General features: G+C 36.3%; 27 protein-coding genes and 1 pseudogene. 7 read left to right on the top strand and 21 right to left on the bottom strand.

Annotation, left to right across the window (positions count from 1 at the left end; all coding sequences use genetic code 11):
- Positions 1-4: 4 nt before the first annotated feature.
- From J5U23_RS10500 to J5U23_RS10480, 5 genes are all read right to left on the bottom strand, one after another.
- Positions 5-1,102, bottom strand: a complete 1,098-nt coding sequence (locus J5U23_RS10500) for a CaiB/BaiF CoA transferase family protein (RefSeq protein ID WP_218266116.1) — start codon at positions 1,100-1,102, stop codon at positions 5-7.
- A gap of 315 nt (positions 1,103-1,417) precedes the next feature.
- The gene (locus tag J5U23_RS10495; protein WP_218266115.1) at positions 1,418-2,383 is read right to left on the bottom strand and encodes an energy-coupling factor transporter transmembrane component T family protein; all 966 of its coding nucleotides are present in this window, start codon (positions 2,381-2,383) and stop codon (positions 1,418-1,420) included.
- Positions 2,367-3,959 carry an ABC transporter ATP-binding protein gene (locus J5U23_RS10490; protein WP_218266114.1) on the bottom strand — a complete coding sequence of 531 codons (1,593 nt, stop codon included), beginning with the start codon at positions 3,957-3,959 and terminating at the stop codon, positions 2,367-2,369. Before J5U23_RS10490 ends, J5U23_RS10495 begins: the two co-directional genes overlap by 17 nt.
- On the bottom strand, positions 3,956-4,681 hold the full coding sequence (locus J5U23_RS10485) for a hypothetical protein (RefSeq protein ID WP_218260707.1): 726 nt from the start codon (positions 4,679-4,681) through the stop codon (positions 3,956-3,958). Before J5U23_RS10485 ends, J5U23_RS10490 begins: the two co-directional genes overlap by 4 nt.
- 89 nt (positions 4,682-4,770) lie before the next feature.
- Positions 4,771-5,409, bottom strand: a complete 639-nt coding sequence (locus tag J5U23_RS10480; protein ID WP_218266113.1) for an HAD family hydrolase — start codon at positions 5,407-5,409, stop codon at positions 4,771-4,773.
- Positions 5,410-5,488: 79 nt separating this feature from the next.
- Here J5U23_RS10480 and J5U23_RS10475 point away from each other — a divergent pair, with 79 nt between their 5' ends.
- Entirely contained in the window at positions 5,489-6,058 is a 570-nt protein-coding gene (locus tag J5U23_RS10475) for a class I SAM-dependent methyltransferase (RefSeq protein ID WP_218260276.1), read from the top strand.
- A gap of 93 nt (positions 6,059-6,151) precedes the next feature.
- Here J5U23_RS10475 and J5U23_RS10470 read toward each other — a convergent pair whose 3' ends face one another.
- Together J5U23_RS10470 and J5U23_RS10465 are read right to left on the bottom strand one after the other, a co-directional pair.
- Entirely contained in the window at positions 6,152-6,682 is a 531-nt protein-coding gene (locus tag J5U23_RS10470) for a DUF1286 domain-containing protein (protein WP_218266112.1), read from the bottom strand.
- Positions 6,679-6,897, bottom strand: coding sequence for an SWIM zinc finger family protein (locus tag J5U23_RS10465; RefSeq protein WP_218258189.1), 219 nt, complete (start codon positions 6,895-6,897; stop codon positions 6,679-6,681). Before J5U23_RS10465 ends, J5U23_RS10470 begins: the two co-directional genes overlap by 4 nt.
- 162 nt (positions 6,898-7,059) lie before the next feature.
- Here J5U23_RS10465 and J5U23_RS10460 point away from each other — a divergent pair, with 162 nt between their 5' ends.
- Both J5U23_RS10460 and ssh7a read left to right on the top strand, forming a co-directional pair.
- The gene (locus J5U23_RS10460; protein ID WP_218258188.1) at positions 7,060-7,245 is read left to right on the top strand and encodes a hypothetical protein; all 186 of its coding nucleotides are present in this window, start codon (positions 7,060-7,062) and stop codon (positions 7,243-7,245) included.
- Positions 7,246-7,454: 209 nt separating this feature from the next.
- Positions 7,455-7,649, top strand: coding sequence for a chromatin protein Ssh7a (ssh7a, locus tag J5U23_RS10455; protein ID WP_009992021.1), 195 nt, complete (start codon positions 7,455-7,457; stop codon positions 7,647-7,649).
- A gap of 201 nt (positions 7,650-7,850) precedes the next feature.
- Here the strand turns inward: ssh7a and J5U23_RS10450 are convergent, their stop codons facing one another.
- The 7 genes and pseudogenes from J5U23_RS10450 to J5U23_RS10420 all read right to left on the bottom strand — a co-directional run bounded on the left by J5U23_RS10450 (position 7,851) and on the right by J5U23_RS10420 (position 14,815).
- On the bottom strand, positions 7,851-9,518 hold the full coding sequence (locus J5U23_RS10450; RefSeq protein WP_218266111.1) for an oxidoreductase: 1,668 nt from the start codon (positions 9,516-9,518) through the stop codon (positions 7,851-7,853).
- Positions 9,519-9,635: 117 nt separating this feature from the next.
- Entirely contained in the window at positions 9,636-10,436 is an 801-nt protein-coding gene (locus J5U23_RS10445) for an FkbM family methyltransferase (RefSeq protein ID WP_244988781.1), read from the bottom strand.
- 165 nt (positions 10,437-10,601) lie between these two features.
- On the bottom strand, positions 10,602-10,811 hold the full coding sequence (locus J5U23_RS10440) for a hypothetical protein (protein ID WP_218267569.1): 210 nt from the start codon (positions 10,809-10,811) through the stop codon (positions 10,602-10,604).
- Positions 10,811-11,497, bottom strand: coding sequence for a class II glutamine amidotransferase (locus J5U23_RS10435; RefSeq protein ID WP_218266110.1), 687 nt, complete (start codon positions 11,495-11,497; stop codon positions 10,811-10,813). The genes J5U23_RS10440 and J5U23_RS10435 overlap by 1 nt, the downstream gene beginning before the upstream one ends.
- A 37-nt stretch (positions 11,498-11,534) precedes the next feature.
- On the bottom strand, positions 11,535-12,335 hold the full coding sequence (locus J5U23_RS10430) for a PaaX family transcriptional regulator (protein WP_218258185.1): 801 nt from the start codon (positions 12,333-12,335) through the stop codon (positions 11,535-11,537).
- A 112-nt stretch (positions 12,336-12,447) separates the two neighbouring features.
- A pseudogene (locus J5U23_RS10425) lies at positions 12,448-14,041 on the bottom strand (benzoate-CoA ligase family protein).
- 69 nt (positions 14,042-14,110) lie between these two features.
- Positions 14,111-14,815 (bottom strand): 1,2-phenylacetyl-CoA epoxidase subunit PaaC, encoded by a 705-nt coding sequence (locus J5U23_RS10420; RefSeq protein ID WP_218266109.1) that lies wholly within the window; start codon positions 14,813-14,815, stop codon positions 14,111-14,113.
- A 101-nt stretch (positions 14,816-14,916) separates the two neighbouring features.
- Between J5U23_RS10420 and J5U23_RS10415 the strand changes: the two genes are divergently transcribed.
- The 3 genes from J5U23_RS10415 (at position 14,917) to J5U23_RS10405 (ending at position 17,763) form a co-directional block, all read left to right on the top strand.
- Positions 14,917-15,687 (top strand): 1,2-phenylacetyl-CoA epoxidase subunit PaaC, encoded by a 771-nt coding sequence (locus J5U23_RS10415; protein WP_218266108.1) that lies wholly within the window; start codon positions 14,917-14,919, stop codon positions 15,685-15,687.
- Positions 15,688-15,696: 9 nt separating this feature from the next.
- Complete coding sequence (locus J5U23_RS10410) at positions 15,697-16,500, top strand: enoyl-CoA hydratase/isomerase family protein (RefSeq protein WP_218258181.1); 804 nt, start codon at positions 15,697-15,699, stop codon at positions 16,498-16,500.
- A gap of 114 nt (positions 16,501-16,614) precedes the next feature.
- Positions 16,615-17,763, top strand: a complete 1,149-nt coding sequence (locus tag J5U23_RS10405) for a peptidase U32 family protein (protein WP_218266107.1) — start codon at positions 16,615-16,617, stop codon at positions 17,761-17,763.
- 25 nt (positions 17,764-17,788) lie between these two features.
- On the opposite strand, the gene J5U23_RS10400 is transcribed toward J5U23_RS10405, so the two are convergent.
- The 6 genes from J5U23_RS10400 to J5U23_RS10375 form a co-directional block, all read right to left on the bottom strand.
- Positions 17,789-18,031 carry a sulfurtransferase TusA family protein gene (locus tag J5U23_RS10400; protein ID WP_009989047.1) on the bottom strand — a complete coding sequence of 81 codons (243 nt, stop codon included), beginning with the start codon at positions 18,029-18,031 and terminating at the stop codon, positions 17,789-17,791.
- 74 nt (positions 18,032-18,105) lie between these two features.
- On the bottom strand, positions 18,106-18,273 hold the full coding sequence (locus tag J5U23_RS10395) for a hypothetical protein (protein WP_218266106.1): 168 nt from the start codon (positions 18,271-18,273) through the stop codon (positions 18,106-18,108).
- Positions 18,274-18,353: 80 nt separating this feature from the next.
- On the bottom strand, positions 18,354-19,076 hold the full coding sequence (locus tag J5U23_RS10390; RefSeq protein WP_218266105.1) for a hypothetical protein: 723 nt from the start codon (positions 19,074-19,076) through the stop codon (positions 18,354-18,356).
- Complete coding sequence (locus tag J5U23_RS10385) at positions 19,073-20,116, bottom strand: nitric oxide response protein (RefSeq protein ID WP_218266104.1); 1,044 nt, start codon at positions 20,114-20,116, stop codon at positions 19,073-19,075. Before J5U23_RS10385 ends, J5U23_RS10390 begins: the two co-directional genes overlap by 4 nt.
- Before the next feature lie 47 nt (positions 20,117-20,163).
- A complete protein-coding gene (locus J5U23_RS10380) occupies positions 20,164-20,604 on the bottom strand; it encodes a hemerythrin domain-containing protein (protein WP_218266103.1) in 441 nt (146 codons plus the stop codon).
- 26 nt (positions 20,605-20,630) lie between these two features.
- Positions 20,631-21,083 carry a hypothetical protein gene (locus tag J5U23_RS10375; protein ID WP_218266102.1) on the bottom strand — a complete coding sequence of 151 codons (453 nt, stop codon included), beginning with the start codon at positions 21,081-21,083 and terminating at the stop codon, positions 20,631-20,633.
- A 150-nt stretch (positions 21,084-21,233) separates the two neighbouring features.
- Between J5U23_RS10375 and J5U23_RS10370 the strand changes: the two genes are divergently transcribed.
- Positions 21,234-21,548, top strand: coding sequence for a 4Fe-4S dicluster domain-containing protein (locus J5U23_RS10370; RefSeq protein WP_012710822.1), 315 nt, complete (start codon positions 21,234-21,236; stop codon positions 21,546-21,548).
- A gap of 63 nt (positions 21,549-21,611) precedes the next feature.
- On the opposite strand, the gene J5U23_RS10365 is transcribed toward J5U23_RS10370, so the two are convergent.
- Entirely contained in the window at positions 21,612-22,142 is a 531-nt protein-coding gene (locus J5U23_RS10365; protein ID WP_218258175.1) for a hypothetical protein, read from the bottom strand.
- Position 22,143 lies beyond the last annotated feature (1 nt).

Here is a 22,143-nt window from a genome sequence, read left to right as displayed (position 1 = left end):
CTTTTTACCTAATTACATTCTCTTTTATCATTATCTTTATTTCCTCTTCGTTGTATCCCAATTCCCTTAATATCTCCACGGTATTTTCCCCTAAACTGGGCTCCTTTTTATTATCTAGTGAACCGGGTAATGGAAGCTTTGGAATTATTGTATTGCTATTATATCTTTTTTCCCACTCTATAAAGCCAGCATTTACAACTTCTTGAAGTTTATTCATTTTTGCTACAGGGATATCATTCTTACTTAGTAAGTTAACTATGTCATCGAGCTTCATTTTAGTGAACTTATCTTGTAATAGCTCATGTAATTCCTTTCTGTTTTTTACTCTATCAGAATTAGTCCTAAACCTTTCATCCTTTAGCAACTCCTCTAAGCCTAATAGTTTACATAATCTACTGAATTTAGGGTCATCGTTCACTGCCAAATAGAATTCCTCTTCCTCTCTACTTCGGAATAGCTCATATGGAGCCCAGAAAGGTAACTCGTCTTTACCACCCTCAAAGACCTTTCCAAACTCCTCATATGCAATTAAATAATATCCCAACCAAACCGCATCAGCTTGTACAATATTTACCCTATAATGTCCAGGCTTCCTCATCAATAACGCGTGAAGTATAGTGATCACGCAGTAGGTCGAAGTATTCATGTCGGTAATTGATGCTGGTAATCTAGCCTTTCCATTCGCATCCATTATTCCACTAATGCTCTCTATGATTGTACCGAAGGCTGGCAAATTCTCGTATTTTCCCTTAGGATAACCCTTTATCGAACAATAGACTAAATTTGGATTAACTGAGAAGAGGGTTTTCTCATCAAATCCTAACTTTTCCATTGTATATGGGGATAAATTTTCTATGAGTACGTGAGACTCCTTAATTAACTTTAGGAACACTTCCTTTCCCTTATTGCTCTTTAGGTCTATCGCAATTGACTTCTTACCTCTATTATTAAAAACAAACATGGAATCTCCCATGACGTCATCCCTCCTGCTGGGATCGCCTTGAATAGGCTCTACCTTTATTACCTCAAACCCTAGATGTGCTAAGATCTCGCCGGCGAAGGGAGCTGATATAACGTGGCCGAGCTCGACAACTCTATACATATTTAGATGTTGACGGCGTTTCCTTTTAAAGTTTTATACACTATAATATACGAAAATAATTTAATGATAGAAAATATATAGTTATTTCATGAATCTTGAGATTGATCTGAGAGAGATAAAATTTTTTACATATGAAGAATTAGTGAGGTCATTTGCGTGGGAGATTCCTAGGTTAGCGGATATTGCCACTTTTAATGCTGTTCTTAAATCTTTATTTGGCATATTATTAATTATGTTAATTCTTGTAGATAAATTTATCTTCCTTTTAATTGATTATTATTAAATAATTTACTTTTATCATCCTTTTTAAAAAAATTAAGCTCCAACGTATGGTATAGTTCTCCCAAATCCAAGTAAATTAGCAACTATTGCCAAAACTATTAACACTACGATTATTACTAGACCATAATAATCAAGTTTAGTAAACTTAAGCTCCACTAGACTTGTCCTACTTGGATAAGCCCTAAATCCCCTAGTATCAGCGGAAATTGCCAGGTTCTTGGCTCCCCTAAACAAATACACCATTGTCGGTATTATTGCCTCAAATATCGCATAAACTATTAACAGGGAAGATATTATCTTCGGTTTACCATAACCTAACCCTCTTATATATTGCATCTTCACTGAAGTATCCAACAGCTCAAATATCCTAGGTATCATCCTTATGCCAACTAACACTGAAAACGTTATCGCTATAGGTATCTTTATTTTAGTGAACATCCTGAATATATCAGACCCAGTTGTTGTAGTAATGAACAGTAAGGCTGACAATAATACTGGAGCTACTCTAAAGGCAGTCTGAAGGCCGTAAATTAGAGCTTCTAACGTTAATTGTTGCTCATACCCCATTACTTGGAAATAAGATGGGAATTTCCAAATTACCGTAAACTGTTTCACATTAGGGAAGGCTAACTGTAGTATACTAAGTGGAGTGTAAGGAGCAATGCTCCACGTTCCACCCAATATTGTCGATAGCGTCAGAAAGAACGCATATCCGAATTTCCTTACTCCCTCGTTTAGCGTTAGATACGATAATAGGAGAATTAAGGTCAATATAGCACCTATCCACCATATAGTAGTAGCAGCTACAGTCATAACTACAATTGTGAGTACTAGTTTTATAACGGGGTTTAACTTGTACAGAAACGTGTTTCCAGTCTCATAACGCGTTATTTCCCTTAAACCCGTTATACCTATCAAGAAAATTACAAACAAAGCTGGTACTGCAGATCCGTAGAGAACAATTACCCAACTTACTATTTGTTCAACTAAATTGTTCATTTTTTATCAAACCTCCCAATTCGTATTCTAATGGAGGTTCTATACCATGTTTTAGTGACTTACTGAAAACCTCCTCCGGTTTCCCCTCTAGCGCGATTTTTCCCTCGTTCATTACTAATAAATAATCAGCAAATCTATCAACAAATCTGGAATCATGAGTCACAACCAGTATAGTATATCCTTTTTCCCTTAATTCTAAGAGTTCTTTTCCTAAGATTTGCCTATGATACCAGTCTTGTCCACTTGTCGGCTCATCCATTAGTATAACCTTAGCCCCACCTGCTAGTACTGAGGCCATTGCAACTCTTCTCCTTTGCCCCATGGAGAGAACTAAGGGATCTTCCTTCCTATAGACATCTAGAGAGAACGTCTTCAAAACCTCTCCTAACCTCTTCTCATCGTATATACCTCTATTCTTCATTGAGAACTTAACCTCATCCTCAACGGTTCTCTTTATGAACATAACGTCAAAGAATTGTGGCAAATAAGCTATGAATTTTCCCCTTTCCGCTAACTTAGCCTTACTTAAATCTACACCGCCAACTATAACCTTCTCCTCTTCTACTATCAGCCTTTTCTTGTCGATTAAACCGACAATTGCCTTCAATAAAGTGGTTTTCCCAGAACCGTTCTTACCCATTAACGCTGTTATAGTACCTTGTTTTAATGATATTTTAGTATTAATCAGATACCTCCCACTTTTCGTCTTAACCTTTAGACTTGCGTATAATGTTTCTCCCTTTCCCTCAATTCTAGAAGGTGGTTTATAAGTATAAGTTTTCCTTAAATACTCGTAATCTATTCTCCTAAAACCGTTTTTCTTTAAGAATAACATATAATCTGGTATTTCAAGACCCAAAGAGTGGAGAAAATCTGCCTTGTCCACAATCTCATCTTTTCTGACATCTACAGCAATTTTTCCCTCTTCTACTACAATTATTCTATCAACAAAGGGTAATACTCTCTCTATTTTATGCTCAACTAAGACAAGGCTAATTCCCTCAGATCTAAAGGTCTTTACTAGCTCTAAAATTTCCCTAGTACCTTGAGGGTCTATATTGGAAGTTGGTTCGTCTAAAATTAACGCCTTAGGTCTCATGGCTAAAACTGACGCTAAGATAGTTCTTTGAAGTTCCCCTCCAGATAAAGTATTAATCTCCCTATCCCTCAAATGCCAAATACCACATATCTTCATTGCCTCTTCGACCCTCTTTATCATCTCATCCCTACTTATCATGTAATTTTCCACGCCGAAAGCAACCTCATCTATTACAGTGTAATTAAAAGCTTGAGTATCCGGATCTTGCAGTAGTGTACCCACGTATCTAGATATTTCATGTGTGGGTGTGCTCTTGACGTCAAGTCCAAAAACTCTGACTTCTCCTTTTACTTCTGCGTTAATTAAGTGTGGAATTACACCGTTAATAACGCTCACTAATGTTGACTTCCCACTTCCCGACCTACCAGTTACTAAAACGGATTCCCCTTCTTCTATATCAAGTTTATCTACCACTATGCTGGGCTTATCTTTGCCTAAGTAAGTTACTTGGAGATCCCTAATCTCCACAAACTTCACTGTCCCACCGCTTTAGCTATCCTCTGCCCGGCTAAAGCTCCTAAAATTCCTATTATCACATCACCCGGTATAAAGGCTAGGAAGTCAAATTGTATAGTAGCCCAGTTAACTATGGCCCCACTTATTAATGGCCTAAAGAAACCGAGATAAAAGATTGGATCTGGAATTGCAAACAATATACCTATTATCACGCCTTCTAATATTGCCAATCCAACAACAGTTCTAGTTGCCACAGATGATCCATTGCCACTTTTATATCCAATACCGAACAATTTGCCCCTACTGGCTACTATTACAAGATCAAGGAATAACCCATATGTTAGGGCTTCATAAATGGTATACATGGGTTCTCCACCAAAACCATAGAAGAACAGGTCTGATAGTATATTAAAGATCAATAGGCTCAATATCCCAGTACCCGGTTTCCTAACTAAGGCAGCTACAACAAGGAGAATGAACATTCTCCCCCAGAATCCTACTCCTATGAAAGGCGTACTAGGTAAGAATCTCCCTATGAAACTGCCTATATAGAATTCCCAAACCACACTGAAAGCAGCTCCCACGGCAATGTAAACTAAATCAATTGTTGTAAAACTCTTTAAGCCGAACCTTCTAGCGAAGTAAAATACTATTGCAAGCCCCACTATAAAGTAGATAGTAACTATCTCCCAAGGCACCATACCTGGAACAGAAGTATCGAATTTTATCCCATTGAATGCCATGTTTAATTACTGGTACAAATATTTAAAAACATTTCCTATATTGATATTATAAACTATATAGTTTACTTATGGTAATATCTACATGAAATTTAGAGATTTTTCGTGATCATTGGAATTATCTCTCTTAAATTCCTTACTTTCTCTTTGATCTCAGGGTAAAAATCGTATCTGTCCAACAATATTGCATCTACATAGCTTCTCCTAGCTCCCACGTAATCAATTTCATATATATCCCCTATATGCAAAGCTGGATATCCTCCCTTTGAAATTGCAATGGCGAAGATTTTAGGGTTAGGCTTAACAATACCAATCTCGTGAGATAAGACTAAGTCATCAAAGTACTTTACTAATCCCAATTCCTCCAACAACTTTTTGGTCCTAGGTGATGAGTTACTTAATAAGATTAATTTAGTGTTGGTACTTCTAATAGTTTCTAAAAATTCCATCACATCGTCATATATGAATGCTTCCCCGTCCCTTATATCAGAACCCCTTATATGGCTGATCAGTCTATCACTTGGAGGAATATTCAAATTATATAGGAATTCCTTAATATCAGTTGGTTGGGAATAGTTATTAACAGCCATGGCTTTCACATAGGCTCTGAAGACCCTTCTAATGTCAACATCGTAACCGTGTTCTCTCAGGATAGTTTGTAATTTCTCATAAAATGCTGGTTTAAAACCAACTAGCGTGTTTCCAAAGTCTACGAAAATCGCTCTATACACGTGTTTTTCACTAATTTTTAAGGTTATATACTTTGTTCCCCTTTAAATATTGGGAAAAAATTTAATTAGAGAGAAAGAAATGCACACATTAATGAGCAAAAACGATAGATACATTAATCCACTAGTTCTTGATAATCCTTTAAGGTCTCTGGTTTCACCTCCTAATAGGATACTATCAAGATTCGTGAAATATCTAAAAGAGGACTACACGGTAGTGGATTTGGGATGTGGTCCCGGGTTCTTCACTACAATCCTCGCTAGAATCGTGAAAACCGTTTACGCAGTAGACCCGGACGAGAGGGCAATAAGGAGATTAAAGGAGAAAGTCCAAAAGTTGTCTTTGAATAACGTTATACCGTATGTAGCACCAGCTCAAAAACTGGAATTTATTAAAGATAAAAGTATTGACTTTGTTTTCTCTAACCTAATGCTATGTTGTACTTCAGACCACAATGGGGCTCTAAAGGAGATTAAGAGGATTTTAAAGGATAATGGTTTAGCTTACATAAGCGTTACAAGAAGCTTTCTCATAAAGGATAAAATGGATGTTAGTGGAGACGAATGGAAGAAAATACTTGGTCAATTTAAGATAATAAGGGAAGGAAAGAATTTAATGGAGAGATGGGCTGTAGTGCAACAAATTAGTTAATATTAAAGATGTAGACCCGAATGGATGAGCGTAACTCTTGCCTTTTAAGGCGTAGAAGATATCAGAACTAGCTTTTTCTTAAAGGTGAAGCTCTCAGAGATAAGCCAGATATATCATTACGGCACCAGCTATTATTGCTAAACCGTTAATTGCCGGATTATCATATCTGAAATGTGCTAATGCAAATCTTCTCCATTTTCCGTGTTTTTTAACGTAGATTCCCCTCTCGGTGAATACGTCTAAGAGCATATGGGAGGGTCCAATAATTACACCGTTTAACAGTGTTAGTAACACTACTTTATTGTTAAGGGAGAAATAGTATTCGTGATAGCTCAATCCGTAATAATAAATCAATAGGGGGATAAGGATTGGGACTACGGAGATTATACCCCAAGCTATACTTCTGGGGATTGTGTGGGTCAACGGTGTCCTTACTGGGATATATCCGTACCTAGTTGCGATCTCCTTATGGCCGATCCTATCAATCAAGGAATTACCTATTACTGAAACTATTCCGCTAAAGATTAGAGTGTAGTAAAAATATTCATGAAAGAGTACGGAGTCCAGAAGTGTCAATAGTCCCGTCGAAAAGACGTAATGGGTTCTGAGCCTCACAAGATTCATACCCTCTCCTCGTTTATAAATCTCACCTTATTTTTAGCAATGGCTATGTGTTTGCATTTTCCTCTCATTGCAAATCCCTTGCAACTACACGAATAATTGATTACGCTTTTATCCTTGTACACTATCCTTACTAGGTATGACTCTAACGGGTTCCTCTCAGATTCCATCACGATGTAATAAGTGTTCCTAGTTACTCCAATCAAGTATGGGTACATCTCATTATCGTTTCTTCAAAAAAGAATTAGATCCAGTACACTGAAAGTATTATTCATTGAAGATGGGAAAGTATTCCTAAGGTTTTATATGTTTTAACCCTTTTAACTTATGTTAGATAAGTTTATAAATTAGAAGGCCTATATATAGTTAGGGTGAAATGTATGATAAACCTCAAAATTAGTCACAAGAAAGAAGATAAAAAGAATGACAATTCTAGAGTTAACACTCCCATTACTTACGACATGGCTAGATTACCAGAGGAATACTTGAGAAATGAGTTTCCAGAAGAGTGGCGTTCATTACAAAAAGAAAAGAAATCATATTATGGTTGGATCTGGTATTCCTAACCTTAACTAAAACCTTTTTAAATTTCTATCTTCTTCTAAATCAAGTTTTTTGAATGTTTGTTATTTAGAACCTATATTTCTGAAAATAAGTTATATTCTTCTCTTAAAGGATTAACTCTTTTTAGTCTTATGATATTACCTTAAGTTATACTTGAGTTAAAACCGTAAAGTATATTTAAGAGATTAACATAAGGATAACTTGAAGAAATATGGCAACAGTAAAGTTCAAGTATAAGGGAGAAGAAAAACAAGTAGATATAAGCAAGATAAAGAAAGTATGGAGAGTCGGCAAGATGATAAGCTTCACCTATGACGAGGGTGGAGGAAAGACCGGTAGAGGAGCAGTAAGCGAGAAAGACGCTCCAAAAGAGCTATTACAAATGTTAGAGAAACAAAAGAAGTAAGCTCATGAAGGAATAATAAAAGCTAAAATCCTTTTTGTTTTTTCTTGTTTATGTTCAGTTGATGGTTATTCTCTTTCTAGTTTGACACGGGAGGAATAGTTGTCTTCACTCATATTCGTCATAAGCTTTAAAAAGAATTAAAAGAAAATGTCATTTTGAATGATTAGAGTGGCCAGGGCTGAAAAACGTGATGAAATGTTTTTAATATGACTTGAAAGTTCTACCTAACCAGTAACCTCTTTGTATAGACTTACCAATACTGGGTTGATCATCAACGACATTATGTATCTCCACGTCAAACCTCATGCTATTTCTTTCCTCTAAGAACTTCACACCAACCTCACTTAACTCCTTTCTCAGCAAGTACTCCCTAGTTCTGTCCAACCCCTTAAACGACCTCTCAGTCATGAAAACCTCGTTATATTTAGCAAGTTCAAAGGCGTAGTCGTGATAAACGTAAAGGTTGGAATCTATCAACACCTTTTCTCCCTTGACATCTGGCATTTTAGGTATTTCGTAATCGGGTATAGCCATTATACAATCAGAACACTCCATCTTAGCGTTAAGCTTAACCTCAACATTAAGCCTCTTTAACTCTTTCTCGTAGTAACTAATTAACTCCAAGAACTCCTTGACCTTCCAAGGATCCTTGTAAAGTAGGAACTGTCCTCCTAACCTATTGTTTTGTTCATATAAGGTTACAGTAAAGCCCCTCAAAGCTAAAACCCTTGCAGCCTCTAAACCCATTACACCTCCTCCCACCACGATAACCCCTCCCTTTCCCTTCTCCAATGGTGGTAATAACTCCCAACCTAATTCTGGGTTAACATCACATCTTACCTCCTTATATACAACCCCCCTACATGACTGGTTACACCTAATACATGGTCTTATTGGTAAATCCCTTTTCGCTTTCTCTAGCCAATAGGGATCAGCCAACAATTGTCTCCCCAACACAACGACGTCACCAATTTCCCTCGCCTTAATCGCATCCTCTGGAGTTATCATAGATCCCACTAGGAATAATGGAACATTAACCGCATCCCTAACAACTTTAGCCTCTTCAAGGAATGCTAATCTCTTGTAATAGTATGGCATGCTAGAACCTAAAGGACCATCCCTACCAGCAGAAAGGTGAATATAATCTATCCCCGCCTTTTCAAGCCTCTTACCTATTTCAGCTACCATTTCTGGAGTTAACCCCTCATTGTCGAATTCGGTTACACTAATCCTTATACCTACAGTGATTTTAACTTTCTCCTTTATGCCCTTAAGGATTTCCTCTACAAACCTTACACCATCTTTGTATTCATCATTCCTCTTATTTGTCGCGGGAGATAAGAATTGGGCTAATAGATACCCGTGAGCTCCATGAAGTTCTATTCCGTCAAATCCAGCCCTCTTAGCTCTCATTGCTGCGTTTATGAAATCATTTTTAACCCTTTCTATATCTTCCTTAGTCATCTCCCTTACTTCGTCCATTATAGGAATGGGAGAAGGGGCTATTGGTTTGTTACCCCAAATTATATCCTTCCTAGTCTTCCTACCAACGTGAACCAATTGAACGAAAATTTTACTCCCTAAAGCGTGAATTAACTCAGTTAACCTCATGAACTTTGGCGTTAACTCATCTGAATACATTCCAAGTTCGTTAACTGACCCCCTAGCGTCTACATGATTAACGTATGTGTATTCCGTTATAATTAACCCGACTCCTCCCTTAGCTCTCTCAGCTAAGTAAGCTATGTGTGTATCGCTTGGATAACCCTCTGGCGTGCCTAGATTGCTAATCATTGGGGACATGGCTATTCTGTTCTTTAAAACGACATCGCCAATTCTTATTGGTTCCAATAGCTTCGATAGATCCATGAGGGTTATTAGAATGTGATAGTTAAAAAGTTAACTGTAAGGCTCTGTATTTTCATAGAACTACTAAATCTTAGATGAATGTAATATATAGAAAGTACTTTAACTATTCAATAATTGCTATGAAGCTCTCTCATATAAGAAATTTCCAATATTATCATAAGTCATGTCGACCTTGACTAGTCTAAATCCATTTGCACGTAATAACGAGTTTATATCTTTCTCGAACTCCTCCCTGACTTCTATCAAAATTTTATCAGTTATATCTAAGGTATTCGTGGCTCCTTTCAATACTTCCAATTCACCACCCTCAACGTCAACCTTTAATAAATTTACCTTTTTTAAGTTAAGAGAATCTAAAGTAATTGCGTCAACCACAATCTTGTTACCCTTACTCTCATAGGCTGAAGTCATGTCATTATTCGCAAATAGTTCTATTTTGCAAATTGCACTCCAAACTGCCTTATTGAAAAACTTAACGTTATTGGTCAACCCATTTTCCTTAACGTTAAGTTCTAAAATTTTAAAGGAAATAGGATTGGGTTCAAAGGCTATAACATTTGCCCCTCTCTTCCCAGCCCTTATGGTATATGAACCTATATATGCCCCTATGTCAACAAATATCATACCTTTCTCGAAGCTAATCCATTTCCTAACCTCTGGCTCGTTATGAAGCAATATCATCCAAATATCATGAATTAAATTTTCTTTTCTCACATACCAATACATGTCCTCATATTCCACCTTTAATAGTTTGGTATATTCTTCGTTTATCTTAGGAAATCTGTTAAAATACCTCAAGTTAATATATGTTTTTAAATAGGTATAATATAGGAATAATCTAGATGGGAAATTTGAAGGTTTAACGTTAAGATATTCTCTTAATGACGGAGGTTTAGGTTTTAACTCCTCTATTCTCAACTCAAATCAGCCTCTTCTATAAATTCCTTTAACCTTTCAGCTTTACCCTTTCTTTTTCCTCAGATATCCCGTTATTTTAGCGAATTTGTCATGAAATATTGCTGGTCCTCTTATCATATCTCTTGCCCTCATTATACTATCTAGATCTACTGTTGTGACACCACCCTATTTTTTAGCGTAAATTGAGGTTAAGGATTTGTAAATGGACTTACTATTATTTTTCTCGAAAAGTACTTGTAGATTGACTTTCGATAAATCGTATTTGGTCCCAGCGTTTCTGTAAACTCCTAATTTAGCGTTCATATTCCTAGCTTCTTCCAAAGCTACTCTGGTCACGCCTCCACTCCATAATATCCTCAGTACAATGTTAATCATTATAGCTCTCCCAGATTCCCGAACTTGACCTCCTCTCCCTTTTCACAACCAGTATAGGCTAAAGATGAGGAGTAAACAGCGCCTTTATTAAAGTATAACTTATAGTACTCTTCTTTTCTTGTTATCCTATCCTTTCTATAATAATTATAGAAGTAGATTGTGGAGGATCTATCAATCCTATTTATCTCCATGATTAATAAATTCAATGCAGATTGTGTAAAATCTTGCAACTTGACAACCTCCTTGACGTCATATGTTGCCAAATATTTAGCAACGAGTTCTGAATCAACCATATGCGTGGGGTCTATTCCTAGCATACTACCCAATTTGTATTTATCAACGGTACCATTATGGGCTAAGAATAGTGTTGACTTTGGAGTGCTTTCCAAGTAAGGATGGGAATAATAGGGAGAGACTAGTTTCTTATCGCTGGCTTGCCTAGCGTGAATTATAACTTTCATTTCACCATCTAACAAGTTTAGGATTTTCTCTAGATTTTCGTCCTTAAATATTGGGAGATGACTCCTATAGTGTATTAAATTATTACTAGTAATGGCTACAATTCCCCAACCATCACCGTGGGTTTCGTTAGCCAATGGGTCATTTAGTGATGCCTTAACTAGGCAATTAGTAAGTCTCCTTAAGTGCTCCTTGTCATCTCCATTATATGCAAACATTCTACACATGTTGTTTTAATAAGTAATTTGAAGGGATAAAAATGTTTCATGGTTCATAAACCTTATAAAAGAACTCGTTAGCCTTAGGAGTAAGTTCCTCCCTTAATTTCATAAATAGATCGTATGCTATATACCCTATCCAATTTGAAGGTAATAAATCCTCAGGCAAATCTGGATCAATGTTTAAAAATTTTCTATATTCATGGACAAGTAGTATCCTAGTTACGAACGCCTCATTACTTTTTAGACTACTTACCTTTTCTAGTACTCCAGTCCATTTTTCTAAGAACGCTCTATAAGCTTGTTCAACCTCAGATAAATTCCAACACTTTTCTACTAGTCGCTTTGGTTCTCCCAGATGAGTGGCAACGAAAATGTCTACTTGTATACCATTAGATGAACCATAGTGATCGTTAATGAAATTCTTTAAGGTATCTTCAATTGGGTTTGGTGAGATCCACGTCGATTGCGCTAACATACCAAATCCGAGCCACTTCAGCTCTCTCCTTAACCTATCTCTTAGTTCTCTATTGTTCTCTGGGATATTATATACTACTATCCTCCACTTATTATCCCATCTTCTCCTAACTTTTTCATAAACTCTCCTAGTCCCTTCCAATAATCTTAGCATACCTTTTTCTGATAATTTGTAGCTAACTTTCCTATTTTCTCCTTTTATTCCCACTATAAGTCCTGCTTTCTTCATTCTATGTAATCCTGCCCTTATTGCTCCTTCGGAAAATCCAAATTCCTTAAAGATTACGATTAGACTTTTAGAACTTATCGTTCCTCCAGAATCCTTCACATAATCTCCATAGAGTGTAAAGAACAATGACTGTATCTTCATTAATAACAACCTTATAAATTAATACTAAAAAATTTTCTTACTTGTAGCAAGTGTTATAAAGCTCATCGACCTCTCTATAAAGGGTTAATTTCTTTTTAACTGTCCTTATAAATTATTTGATCTCCCCTAGCCTAAACTTATATCGTTGTATCTTACCGGTTGCAGTCTTAGGAATTTCCGTAACAAACCTTATTTCTTTAGGAACCTTATAATGGTCTAATTTTTCCCTAAGGTAATTCCTTATCTCCTCAGCTAAATCACTACTTGGCGAATACCCTTGTTTTAGCGTAACAAACCCAACTACCCTTACTAATCCTACCTCATCTGGAATACCTACAACTGCAGCCTCTAGAACTGCAGGATGTGTTAACAGCGCTGCTTCCACTTCTATTGGAGAAACCCATAATCCTGAAGTCTTAACCATATCGTCAGACCTTCCAACATAGTAGTAATATCTCTCTTCATCTCTGTAAAACTTATCTCCAGTTCTAAACCAAGATCCCACCATGTTCTTTCTAGTACTTTCATAATCGTTCCAGTAAAACATGGCTACACTATCTCCTTTCACGTAGAGATCCCCAACAGTTTTAGGTGGAACCTCCTTGCCGTCTTCGTCTACTATTTTAACTTCATATCCCGGCACTGGTTTCCCAGTACATCCAGACTTAGAATTACCTTGAATGTTAGAGATGTATATGTGAAGTGCCTCAGTGGAACCAATACCATCTAGAATTTCTACGCCATATCTCTCTTTCCATTTATTATATATTAACGGGGGTAGGTTCTCCAGCAGAAACACAAAATCTTAAACTAGTTAAGTCGTAATTCTTCCAATCCTCTACCTGTAGCATTGCGTTGTATAAAGTAGGTACTCCAAAGAAAATAGTTGGTTTGTATTTATGTATGGTCTCCAATACCCTTCTGGGTTCTACTCTATCTGGCATCAGAACGGTTGAGGCACCGTTACCAAAGGCGAAGTAGGATCCATTTCCTAATCCATAAGCGAAAAATAGCTTAGAGGCGCTGAATAGTCTATCTTTTTCACTGATTTTGAGAACGTTTTTCACATAGGTATCGAGAACAACTAATATGTCTTTATGTAAGTGAACTGCTGCTTTAGGATGTCCCGTAGTCCCTGACGTATAGAGCCAAAACGCCATATCGTTTGGAGAAGTCTTTTCAGCTTCTAAGTGGGTGGAGGCTGTGGAAACGAGTCCATGATAAAAAGTCAACTCTGCCTTGTGATTGTGATCCTCGAAAATGATCTTCTGCGTTTCTGATATATTGGGCAAAATTATAACATGTTTAAGTTTATTAGCTCTACCTTTAAGGTATGGAGCTAACTTGGGCCAAATGTCTGGTTCAATTGCCAATACCTTAGCTCCAGTATCCTCTAAAAGGAAAAGATACTCCTCTGGTTTTAAATAAGTGTTAACCGGTACCAGGATCGCACCAATTTTCATGGCACCATAGAAAATCGATATAAAGAACGGTGTATCGTACGCTATCATCAATATCCTATTTTCTTTCTCCACTCCTAATTCCCTTAGGGCATTACCTACTCTGTTTATTTCCTCTATTACCTTGCGATATGACCAAACTTCATCTTTATAATAAATTGCTATTCTTTTATCTGCCTCATTATTGTCCCATTTTGAAAACAACGCATCAGTTACGTTTAAAATTCTACCATACTTGGTAGTCATTATTATTTAATTTTTTAAACCAATTTATATAGTTTACGCTGTTAATCTAGTACGTTAAAATCTCGCAATTTACTTTAGTATAATATTATAGTGGAGATTTTTATCGTAGTTTACTTCAACGAATCCAAAATTCCTCATCTCCTCATTAGTCGATCTTACGTAATCTTCAATGAGTTTATCACTTATCAATTCGGAAACGTTAAGGTCTCTAAGATGAACCTCATTTAGGGATTTCACTTTATATAGCATCTCTAAGGCTCTAGGGAACCAGAAGTTGAGCGCAGCTTGTAACCTATTCTTATTCTGATAGGCCTTCAATACGTTCTTAGAGAAAAATAAATGGGTCTCTTCCTCCTTAATCATGCTAGAGGCCAAATTGGCTAATGGTTCAAATGAACAATCCTTAATTGCTCTCAACTGATATAACCCTGCCCTATCTACTAAAAATACAAATGCTATGACATCTTCCCAGTTAAATAGAGGTAGATTAGATACCTCCAACATATGGATTCCCAATCTAGCTTCTTCAATTTTAACTACTCTATCCTTAACGTTAAACTCTTCCAGTAATCTCACTAGTTGCCAACCATGATTCAGCTCATCTGAAACTAGCTTAGCCGTAAATAATCTGTCATCTACTGTTGGCGCGTTAACTAGCCAGGGTGAAGTTTGTTCTACCATAGCTAATTCGAAGTCTGCCCTTAATGCTATTACCTCTATTAATGTATTTTTTAGATCTTGTGACAGTTCCCTTACACTGTTAAATTTTTGCATAGTAACTCATTAAGTATCTAATTTTTAGAAACTTTTATGCTTTTCGCTTTTTTCTTTCTACGTACAGAAAACGTTATATACTTTTAAGTACAATTGGTATAATGATGGTAGTTGTGGAATACAAAAAGCCTAAAAGAGTTGTTGGATGGGGAGAGTATAAGGGATTAAGAAAGTTTGAGTCAATTTATGATCTTCCACCAGAGGCAGTTGAAGTCTTATTTAAGTTATTGTCAGTTCAGGGGGATACGGAATTTGCGTCAATAGAGCAGCATATGCCTTGGTTAATTCACGCACCAAAACTATCTGATAGGGTAACTATCTCGAGAATTATGGTAGATGAGATGAGGCATGGATGGCAAGTAATTCAGATATTAAAAGAATTCGGTGAGGAGGGAAAGAAAATAGCTGAAGATCTACTATCTAGGCGAATGGGTAAACATAAGCTTGACGCATTTAATATTCCATTCAATATGTGGGAAGATACCTTAGGCTTCACCTTTTTAATAGATAGAGTAGGAATGTTCCAGTTATTAGCCTTTGAGGATTCTAGTTTTGGTCCCTTATCTAGGATAATACCCACGATGATGATGGAGGAGGAGTTTCATATCAACTTTGGATATACTGGTATTAAGAAGCTAGTTGAGGAAGGCAAGAGGGATTTAGCGCAAGCGTTAATAAATAAGTGGTTCCCTAGAGGCTTAGACATGTTTGGCCACTCTAAGTCGATTACGATAGATTTGGCGTACAAGTATGGGATAAAGAAAATGAGGAATGATGAAATGAGACAGTTATACATTAAGGATATTAAAGAACTAATTACTCCTCTAGGTTTAGAGTTACCAGATATAAATAGAAATAGAAGGGTATATTAGGTGAGACTGATGGGCTTAAGTGAGTTAAATCCAAAGTACTTCAAAATAGAAGTCGAAGATGGAGTAGGAATTATTAAATTAAATAGACCTCCAGCAAACGCACATAATCTTGAGATGTTAAGGGAATTAGATAACTTAATAGTCGAGTCGAGATTTGACCAAAACGTTAAATCCATTCTTATAACTAGCAATATTCCTAGGTTCTTCTCTGCAGGATTTGATATAAATGAAATAAAGGACAAGTCGCCAGAGTATATTGGATTATCGAGTCAGTTCAGTAAGGAGGTCATGCTTAGGATGATGTCCACTAAGAAACTAATAATTGCTAGTATAAACGGGCATTGTATGGGAGGTGGGTTAGAACTTGCGTTAGCGTGCGATTTAAGATTTGGCGCTAACGATGAAAACATAAAATTTGGTATGCCGGAGGTAGCCAATTTGGCCCTAATACCAGGGGAGGGCGGGACACAGTTTTTAGCTAGGTTAGTGGGTAGATCTAAGGCAATATACTTAATGGTAACCGGAAAGACGCTCTCTCCTAAAGAGGCCTATGAACTCGGAATATTAGACAAATTAATAGAACCTGAGAAACTGTTTGAAGAGTCCTTTGAGTTTGCACGACAAGTGGCTAAAGGTCCATCATTAGCTGTAGGATTTACGAAATTGGCGGTAAATGAAGGAATGGATTTGCCTTGGTATAATGCATTTGCCCTAGAAAGGGAGATGCAGAACCAAGCATTAGCATCAGAGGACGCTAAGGAGGGAGCTAGGGCGTTCTTTGAAAAAAGGAGACCCGTATTTAAAGGGAAATAACGACCGCTGGATGTAAAGTTCCTAAAATAACTTTTTCCTAATAAACCCCGTTAAACTACTTCCCACATGTTTTTCCTTAGCCAATCTTATTTAAATGAAAAAGTCTGATATCATATGAAGCTGGTAGTTGCTACAAATTTCGATGATTCCCTATTGGAAGGATTAAAAAAGTATCCAGAGGTTAAATACATTTTTGGAAGTTTTAAAAGGACAATAACTGGACACGGTAGGGCTGGTTTTATAGTACCCGATATTAAGGAAGAGCAGTTCAAGAATCACATTAGTAAAGCCCACTCTTACGGCATAAAATTTCTCTACACAATGAATACTAACACGTTATTGGGTAAGGAATATGATGCCGAATTTATTGGTAAAGTAATGAAAGAGATCGACAAGTTAGTAAGTCTAGGAGTTGATGGCTTCATAATAGCAGTACCCTTTCTTATTAGGCTAATAAGAAGTGAATACCCTGACTTAGAAGTGTCAGCCTCATCGTTCTCTAGAATTCGCAATGTAAGGGAAGTTGAGGAGTATGTGAATTTAGGTGTAAACACTGTTATTATGCATGAGGATGCAAATAGGGATTTCAAATTATTAAGAGAGGTTGCTTCATTATCTAAAACTAATAAATTCGACGTGGAGTTAATACTCAACAATTCTTGTCTTTACGGTTGCCCGTTTAGACTTACACATGACGGAATTTCATCAGTTACTTCTATGGTAAATGGAGTAAATGACGTTTGGTTTGAGTACCCTGTATTATTATGTGCAACTGATGTCTTAAACGATCCAGCAAATTTGATAAGGAGTAGGTGGATTAGGCCAGAGGATATAAAATACTACGAAGAGATAGGGATAAGTAGGTTTAAGATTGCAGGGAGAAATAAAAAGACAGGATGGATATTGAACGTGGTTAAGGCTTTTGCCGAGAGAAGATATGAAGGGGATCTCTTAGATCTTGTTAGCTACCCTCAAGGAAGAGCAGCTACCAAGGCTATTCAAATAGTTAATGGACCGTCATCCTATTCTGTACTAACTAAAGTGAAGATAGAGAATACTAAGTTCCCTGAGGGATGGATAAAGTTCTTCTTCACAAATGATTGTGATACGAGAAGTTGTAAGGAATGTAAATATTGCGATATAATAGCTGAAAGAGTAATTACAATTAATGGGGAACCATTTAAGACTGACAAATGGAATATAAGGCAACCTTACCCAATCAATTTAATACCGAAATTTAAAGAAAATGGTATAAAAAAATAGGAAATCAATAATTAGTTATCCCTATTTATTTCATTCTTTTAATTAATATCCTCGTTACTCCTCCTTGTTGTTGTATGTCAACTACTTGGTTTCCGGTTCTCCTAGCCCACGCTTCAATGTCTGGTTTCGCAGCTGGGTCTGTTGCTAGTATTTCCAAAACCTCACCAACATTTATCTGCTTAATTGCCTTTGCAGTTTCCAAAACTGGGCCCGGACAATACATTCCCCTAGCATCTAACGTCTTTGCAATCCTAACCTCTTGAGACATAATATAAGATTTCCCTTAAGGTTTATAAAACTTCTTATATATGCAAATTTTTTTATTTTGTACCTCTTATCCCATTAATCAAGTTCTTCCTTATCTCCTCGAATATATTTAGTATCAATTGTATTTATAAATCCTTTAATTTTCACCAATAAGCTAGTATTCTGATATTTACATTCTGCTTTAAGATTTCTGTCTAGTCGCATAGAGAAAGGGTTCTGGGCTACGTAGTCTTTGAGAGGCATAAGTTGCACCTGGGATTCAACAACCTCGTCAAAATCTTTCTAAAGTGAAAGTTTTGCTCGAATCACATACTTTGCATAAACTAGATAATGGGAAATATTCTCGATAAAGTATACGTTATCGCTAATAGCACAACAAAGAGTATATCCTTCTTCGACCCTTTCTTACCCAAATCCCTTATTTCCTTAGGCGATTTCAGCTTTTCTCCTGGTATTAAATATCTAATTGACGGCTCAATTAACGTTATTAGGGTGATTGGGTTCCTTATACTCAGCCCTATTATTAAAACTAATGAGATAATCCAACTTATCTGTACAATTCCCTTATCTAGTTTCCTATACGGTATCTTATACTCCACGTATAACGCCCCAGTGAAAATGTAGAGGAGCCAGTATATTGATGGTATAAGGAATAGGGAATTATTGATGAATACCCCCCAAACAATCGATATAGACGCTTCAAATGCAGTACCTATTACGTTTCCCCACATAGTGTGTTTTGTAAGATATAATGTGAATGTGAGTACCATTAGTGCTAACGGTATTAAAACGTAAACTATTTCGTCATATGGGAGGAAAATATAAGGGATAATCGGAGGTATCATTAACAGAACGTCCTTATATCCTATCTTTAAGGACATGATTTTAGGCTGTAAGTATTCCATTATGGGCAAAGTATAAGCTATTATTGGAATAAGTATCAGTGACTTTACTAAATTAACACTGAGGAACGGTATTAGAGCAACTATGTAAGTGAGTACTCCTAGAAAATATAACGCATGATTCCTAACTTTACCCCTATTCATTTAACCATCACCACTTGTTTAAGTGTTAATACGAAAAATGAAAGTATTCCAATTCCTTGTAATGGGGCAGCCAATAAAAGAATTGGTATTGACAATCCGAAATCGTACAAAATCCTCATTATCAGGCCAACGTTTAGCAATGTGAATGGAATATAGGAAGGTTTAACGTGTATCCTTCTTCCAAAGGCGTTGACAAATAAATCCATCAATACTACATCAACCCCAAATACTGTGTTGAAGAGAAAACCCACAGCTATTGCGTGGATGTAAATATCGTAATTAAAGACTAATATTGATGCGATCAAAAGGTATATCCAAGCAGTGGTTAAGTGTAGCATTGGATATCTCCTTCCCTTAAATCTGTATAACCCAGAAGCGTGAAACGATAAAATCCACGCTAGAATCATTAAAATACTACCATTAGGGTAAATTCCCATCCCAATAACTAATAATATGAAAGCTAAAACGTTTTCCCAATGCCTAGAAATTTTCACTCCAGTTACAAGTGCAATATCCCTATCCATTACGGCAAGAATTAAACTGGCTGGGAATATTAGGTTTATATAAGGTATTGTATATCCTAATCCAAGTTGAAGGGCTACTATGGCAGTGGATATCATGATAGAGTAAAATAATAACCAATTGTAGGTTGTAGGTAACAGACCTATTTTTGATACGCACAGGTATTCTTTTGAATAATATAGGAGAATTCCCATACTAAGTAGGATGAAAATAAGTCCCAATTGTTGGCTAAGGAAAAGGGATGAAATTGAACCTAAGACTACTAACAATAAATAGGCTACTATTAGCTTGTTATCGGCAGTTTTTCCACTCCATTCAACGCTCAACGCTACCAATATTTCGTTTCCTATCAAAGCGCCAAAGAAGCCATATATCATTATGAACCAGTGAGCTGGGAATAATGACTCAGTCGGGTCTATGAAGAACCCTTGCATGTTCATGAACTCAAATACTGCAGGTATTCCTCCAAGTAGTAGTAATAATATTCCCACAATCATCAGTAAAAGTGGCAATCTCATACGTTTTCTCCTTTTAAACTAAGGATTTATATGAGACACCTAAGGTATTAGGTAATTGCGTGACATTTCCAATCCCTAGGCACTTCCGCTAACTCTATATCTTCCAAGATTAGCTTAGCTTGTTCCTCATCTGATAAGGATTCAAGAAACTGATATACGCTTCCCTCTTCAGCACCATCATGTTCTAAAAGTACTCTCATGAACTCGCGTATTTTCTCCTCAGCTCCTTCAATCTCATTAGATTTCAGTAACTCTTCTGTCTGTTTTAATAAAATCCACATACTTCCATGCTCAGTCTCTAGGCCCCTTATAATGGCTAGAAAAGAAGTATCCGTAATCTTCTTAAAGAGAATTTCCTCCTCCCAATAGATATGATTAGTATATGCTTTCCAAATCTTCTCATAAATAGAAAGGCTAGGGTTTGATAGAAAGTCCTCTACTAATCCCTCAAGTCTTCTATGATCTAATGTTAAAACTAATGATATCATATTATTATCATCGTGTTTACGACTTATTATTTATACTCTTTGTAATAAGGTACCATCTCTATTATACCATTTCTCTTTCCGTCTGGCAAATAAAGGTTATAATAGAAGCCAATCTCTACGTTATCTCCAATTAGAAGGTAAAATTTTCTTTTCTCAACATTTTTCTTTTCATCAAATCCCAGTTTAACATCATCAATCTTAGTCACGGTTTCGTTAACGGCTTTTGCCAACTCTACGGTTTGATTAACAAATTCATTAGTGAGGTCTTTCAACATTAGGATTTGAGGTTCCCAATAGGCTGAACCGTTTATATAAATTATACCACTTGTCTCACTAACGTAAACCATTGGATGATCTGGAATATCAAAATAAAATATGGAACCGCCTATGGGTAACTCAATCGTCTTAGCTATTCCTAATTTTTTCTTTATTTCTTTCTCCTTCTCTTGCTCTTTGCTTATCTTTTGAAGGGCGATCATTTTTGTCCCCAAGGCCATATTTGTTTATCGGCAAAATAAGACATAGCCCTTATATTTTAATCAAAAATAACCAAATTCTCAAAATTGCCTAAAAAATTAGGCGAGCTTTATTTTAACGTTTTATCATATAACGTAAATCGGTGAGACAGTGTGGGCATAGATCCTAACTACAGACAAAATAGGCAAGTAGTAGGAGAGCATGAAGGTCATAAAATATATGGACCGGTTGATGAGCCTAAAGTCCTAGGTATTCATGGTACTATTGTGGGTGTTGACTTCGACGTATGTATTGCAGATGGTTCATGTATAACAGCTTGTCCGGTAAACGTATTCAGATGGTTTGACACTCCAGGGAATCCGGTATCTGAAAAAAAGGCTGATCCTTTCAATGAACAAGCTTGTATATTCTGTATGGCGTGTGTTAACGTCTGTCCAGTTGCAGCAATTGACGTAAAACCACCTTAACTTTAATGTAAAATAGTACAAAGTAATGAAGTAATCTTCTTTTTTTTTTTTTAAAAAAATCCTCTAATTAGGTTTAGCTAAATAAGTCTTTTTGGCTATTGCCATCAATCCTACTATTCCTATCATTTTTACTATATCTCCTATTACCGCCACTATCCCGAGGTTACTTAGGTATAAAGGCAATCCGATAGTAAACACTACTGCACCCCAGAAGAATAAGGAGGAATATATTTTGGAAAAACCTAACGTTGTTAAATATATTGATATTCCAGCTATTGGTTCAAATATATATCCTAAGACTATAATTTCTATTCCCAAGAAATTTCCCGTATATGCAATAATCATCCCTATAAATGTTATTATTATTGCAAGAATTGCAAAATAGTTCAAGATCCACTGTTTTTTTAATCCACTTCTCCGATAGCTGAGATAAGACGGTATTGCCAATATCCATACTAAAGTCATAAGGATTAGAAAAATTTTAGATAAGGCAAAATAAATACCGTTCTCTAACAGGAGAATGAGTCCATATAATATGATAAGTGAGGCAATCAAACTAATTACATTGCCTTGAAGCAAAGATTTTCCATCCATA

Source organism: Saccharolobus shibatae B12, assembly GCF_019175345.1.
GTDB lineage: Archaea > Thermoproteota > Thermoprotei_A > Sulfolobales > Sulfolobaceae > Saccharolobus > Saccharolobus shibatae.
The sequence above is the reverse complement of the archived record's forward strand: the minus strand, read 5'-3'. Positions and strand labels throughout refer to the sequence as shown.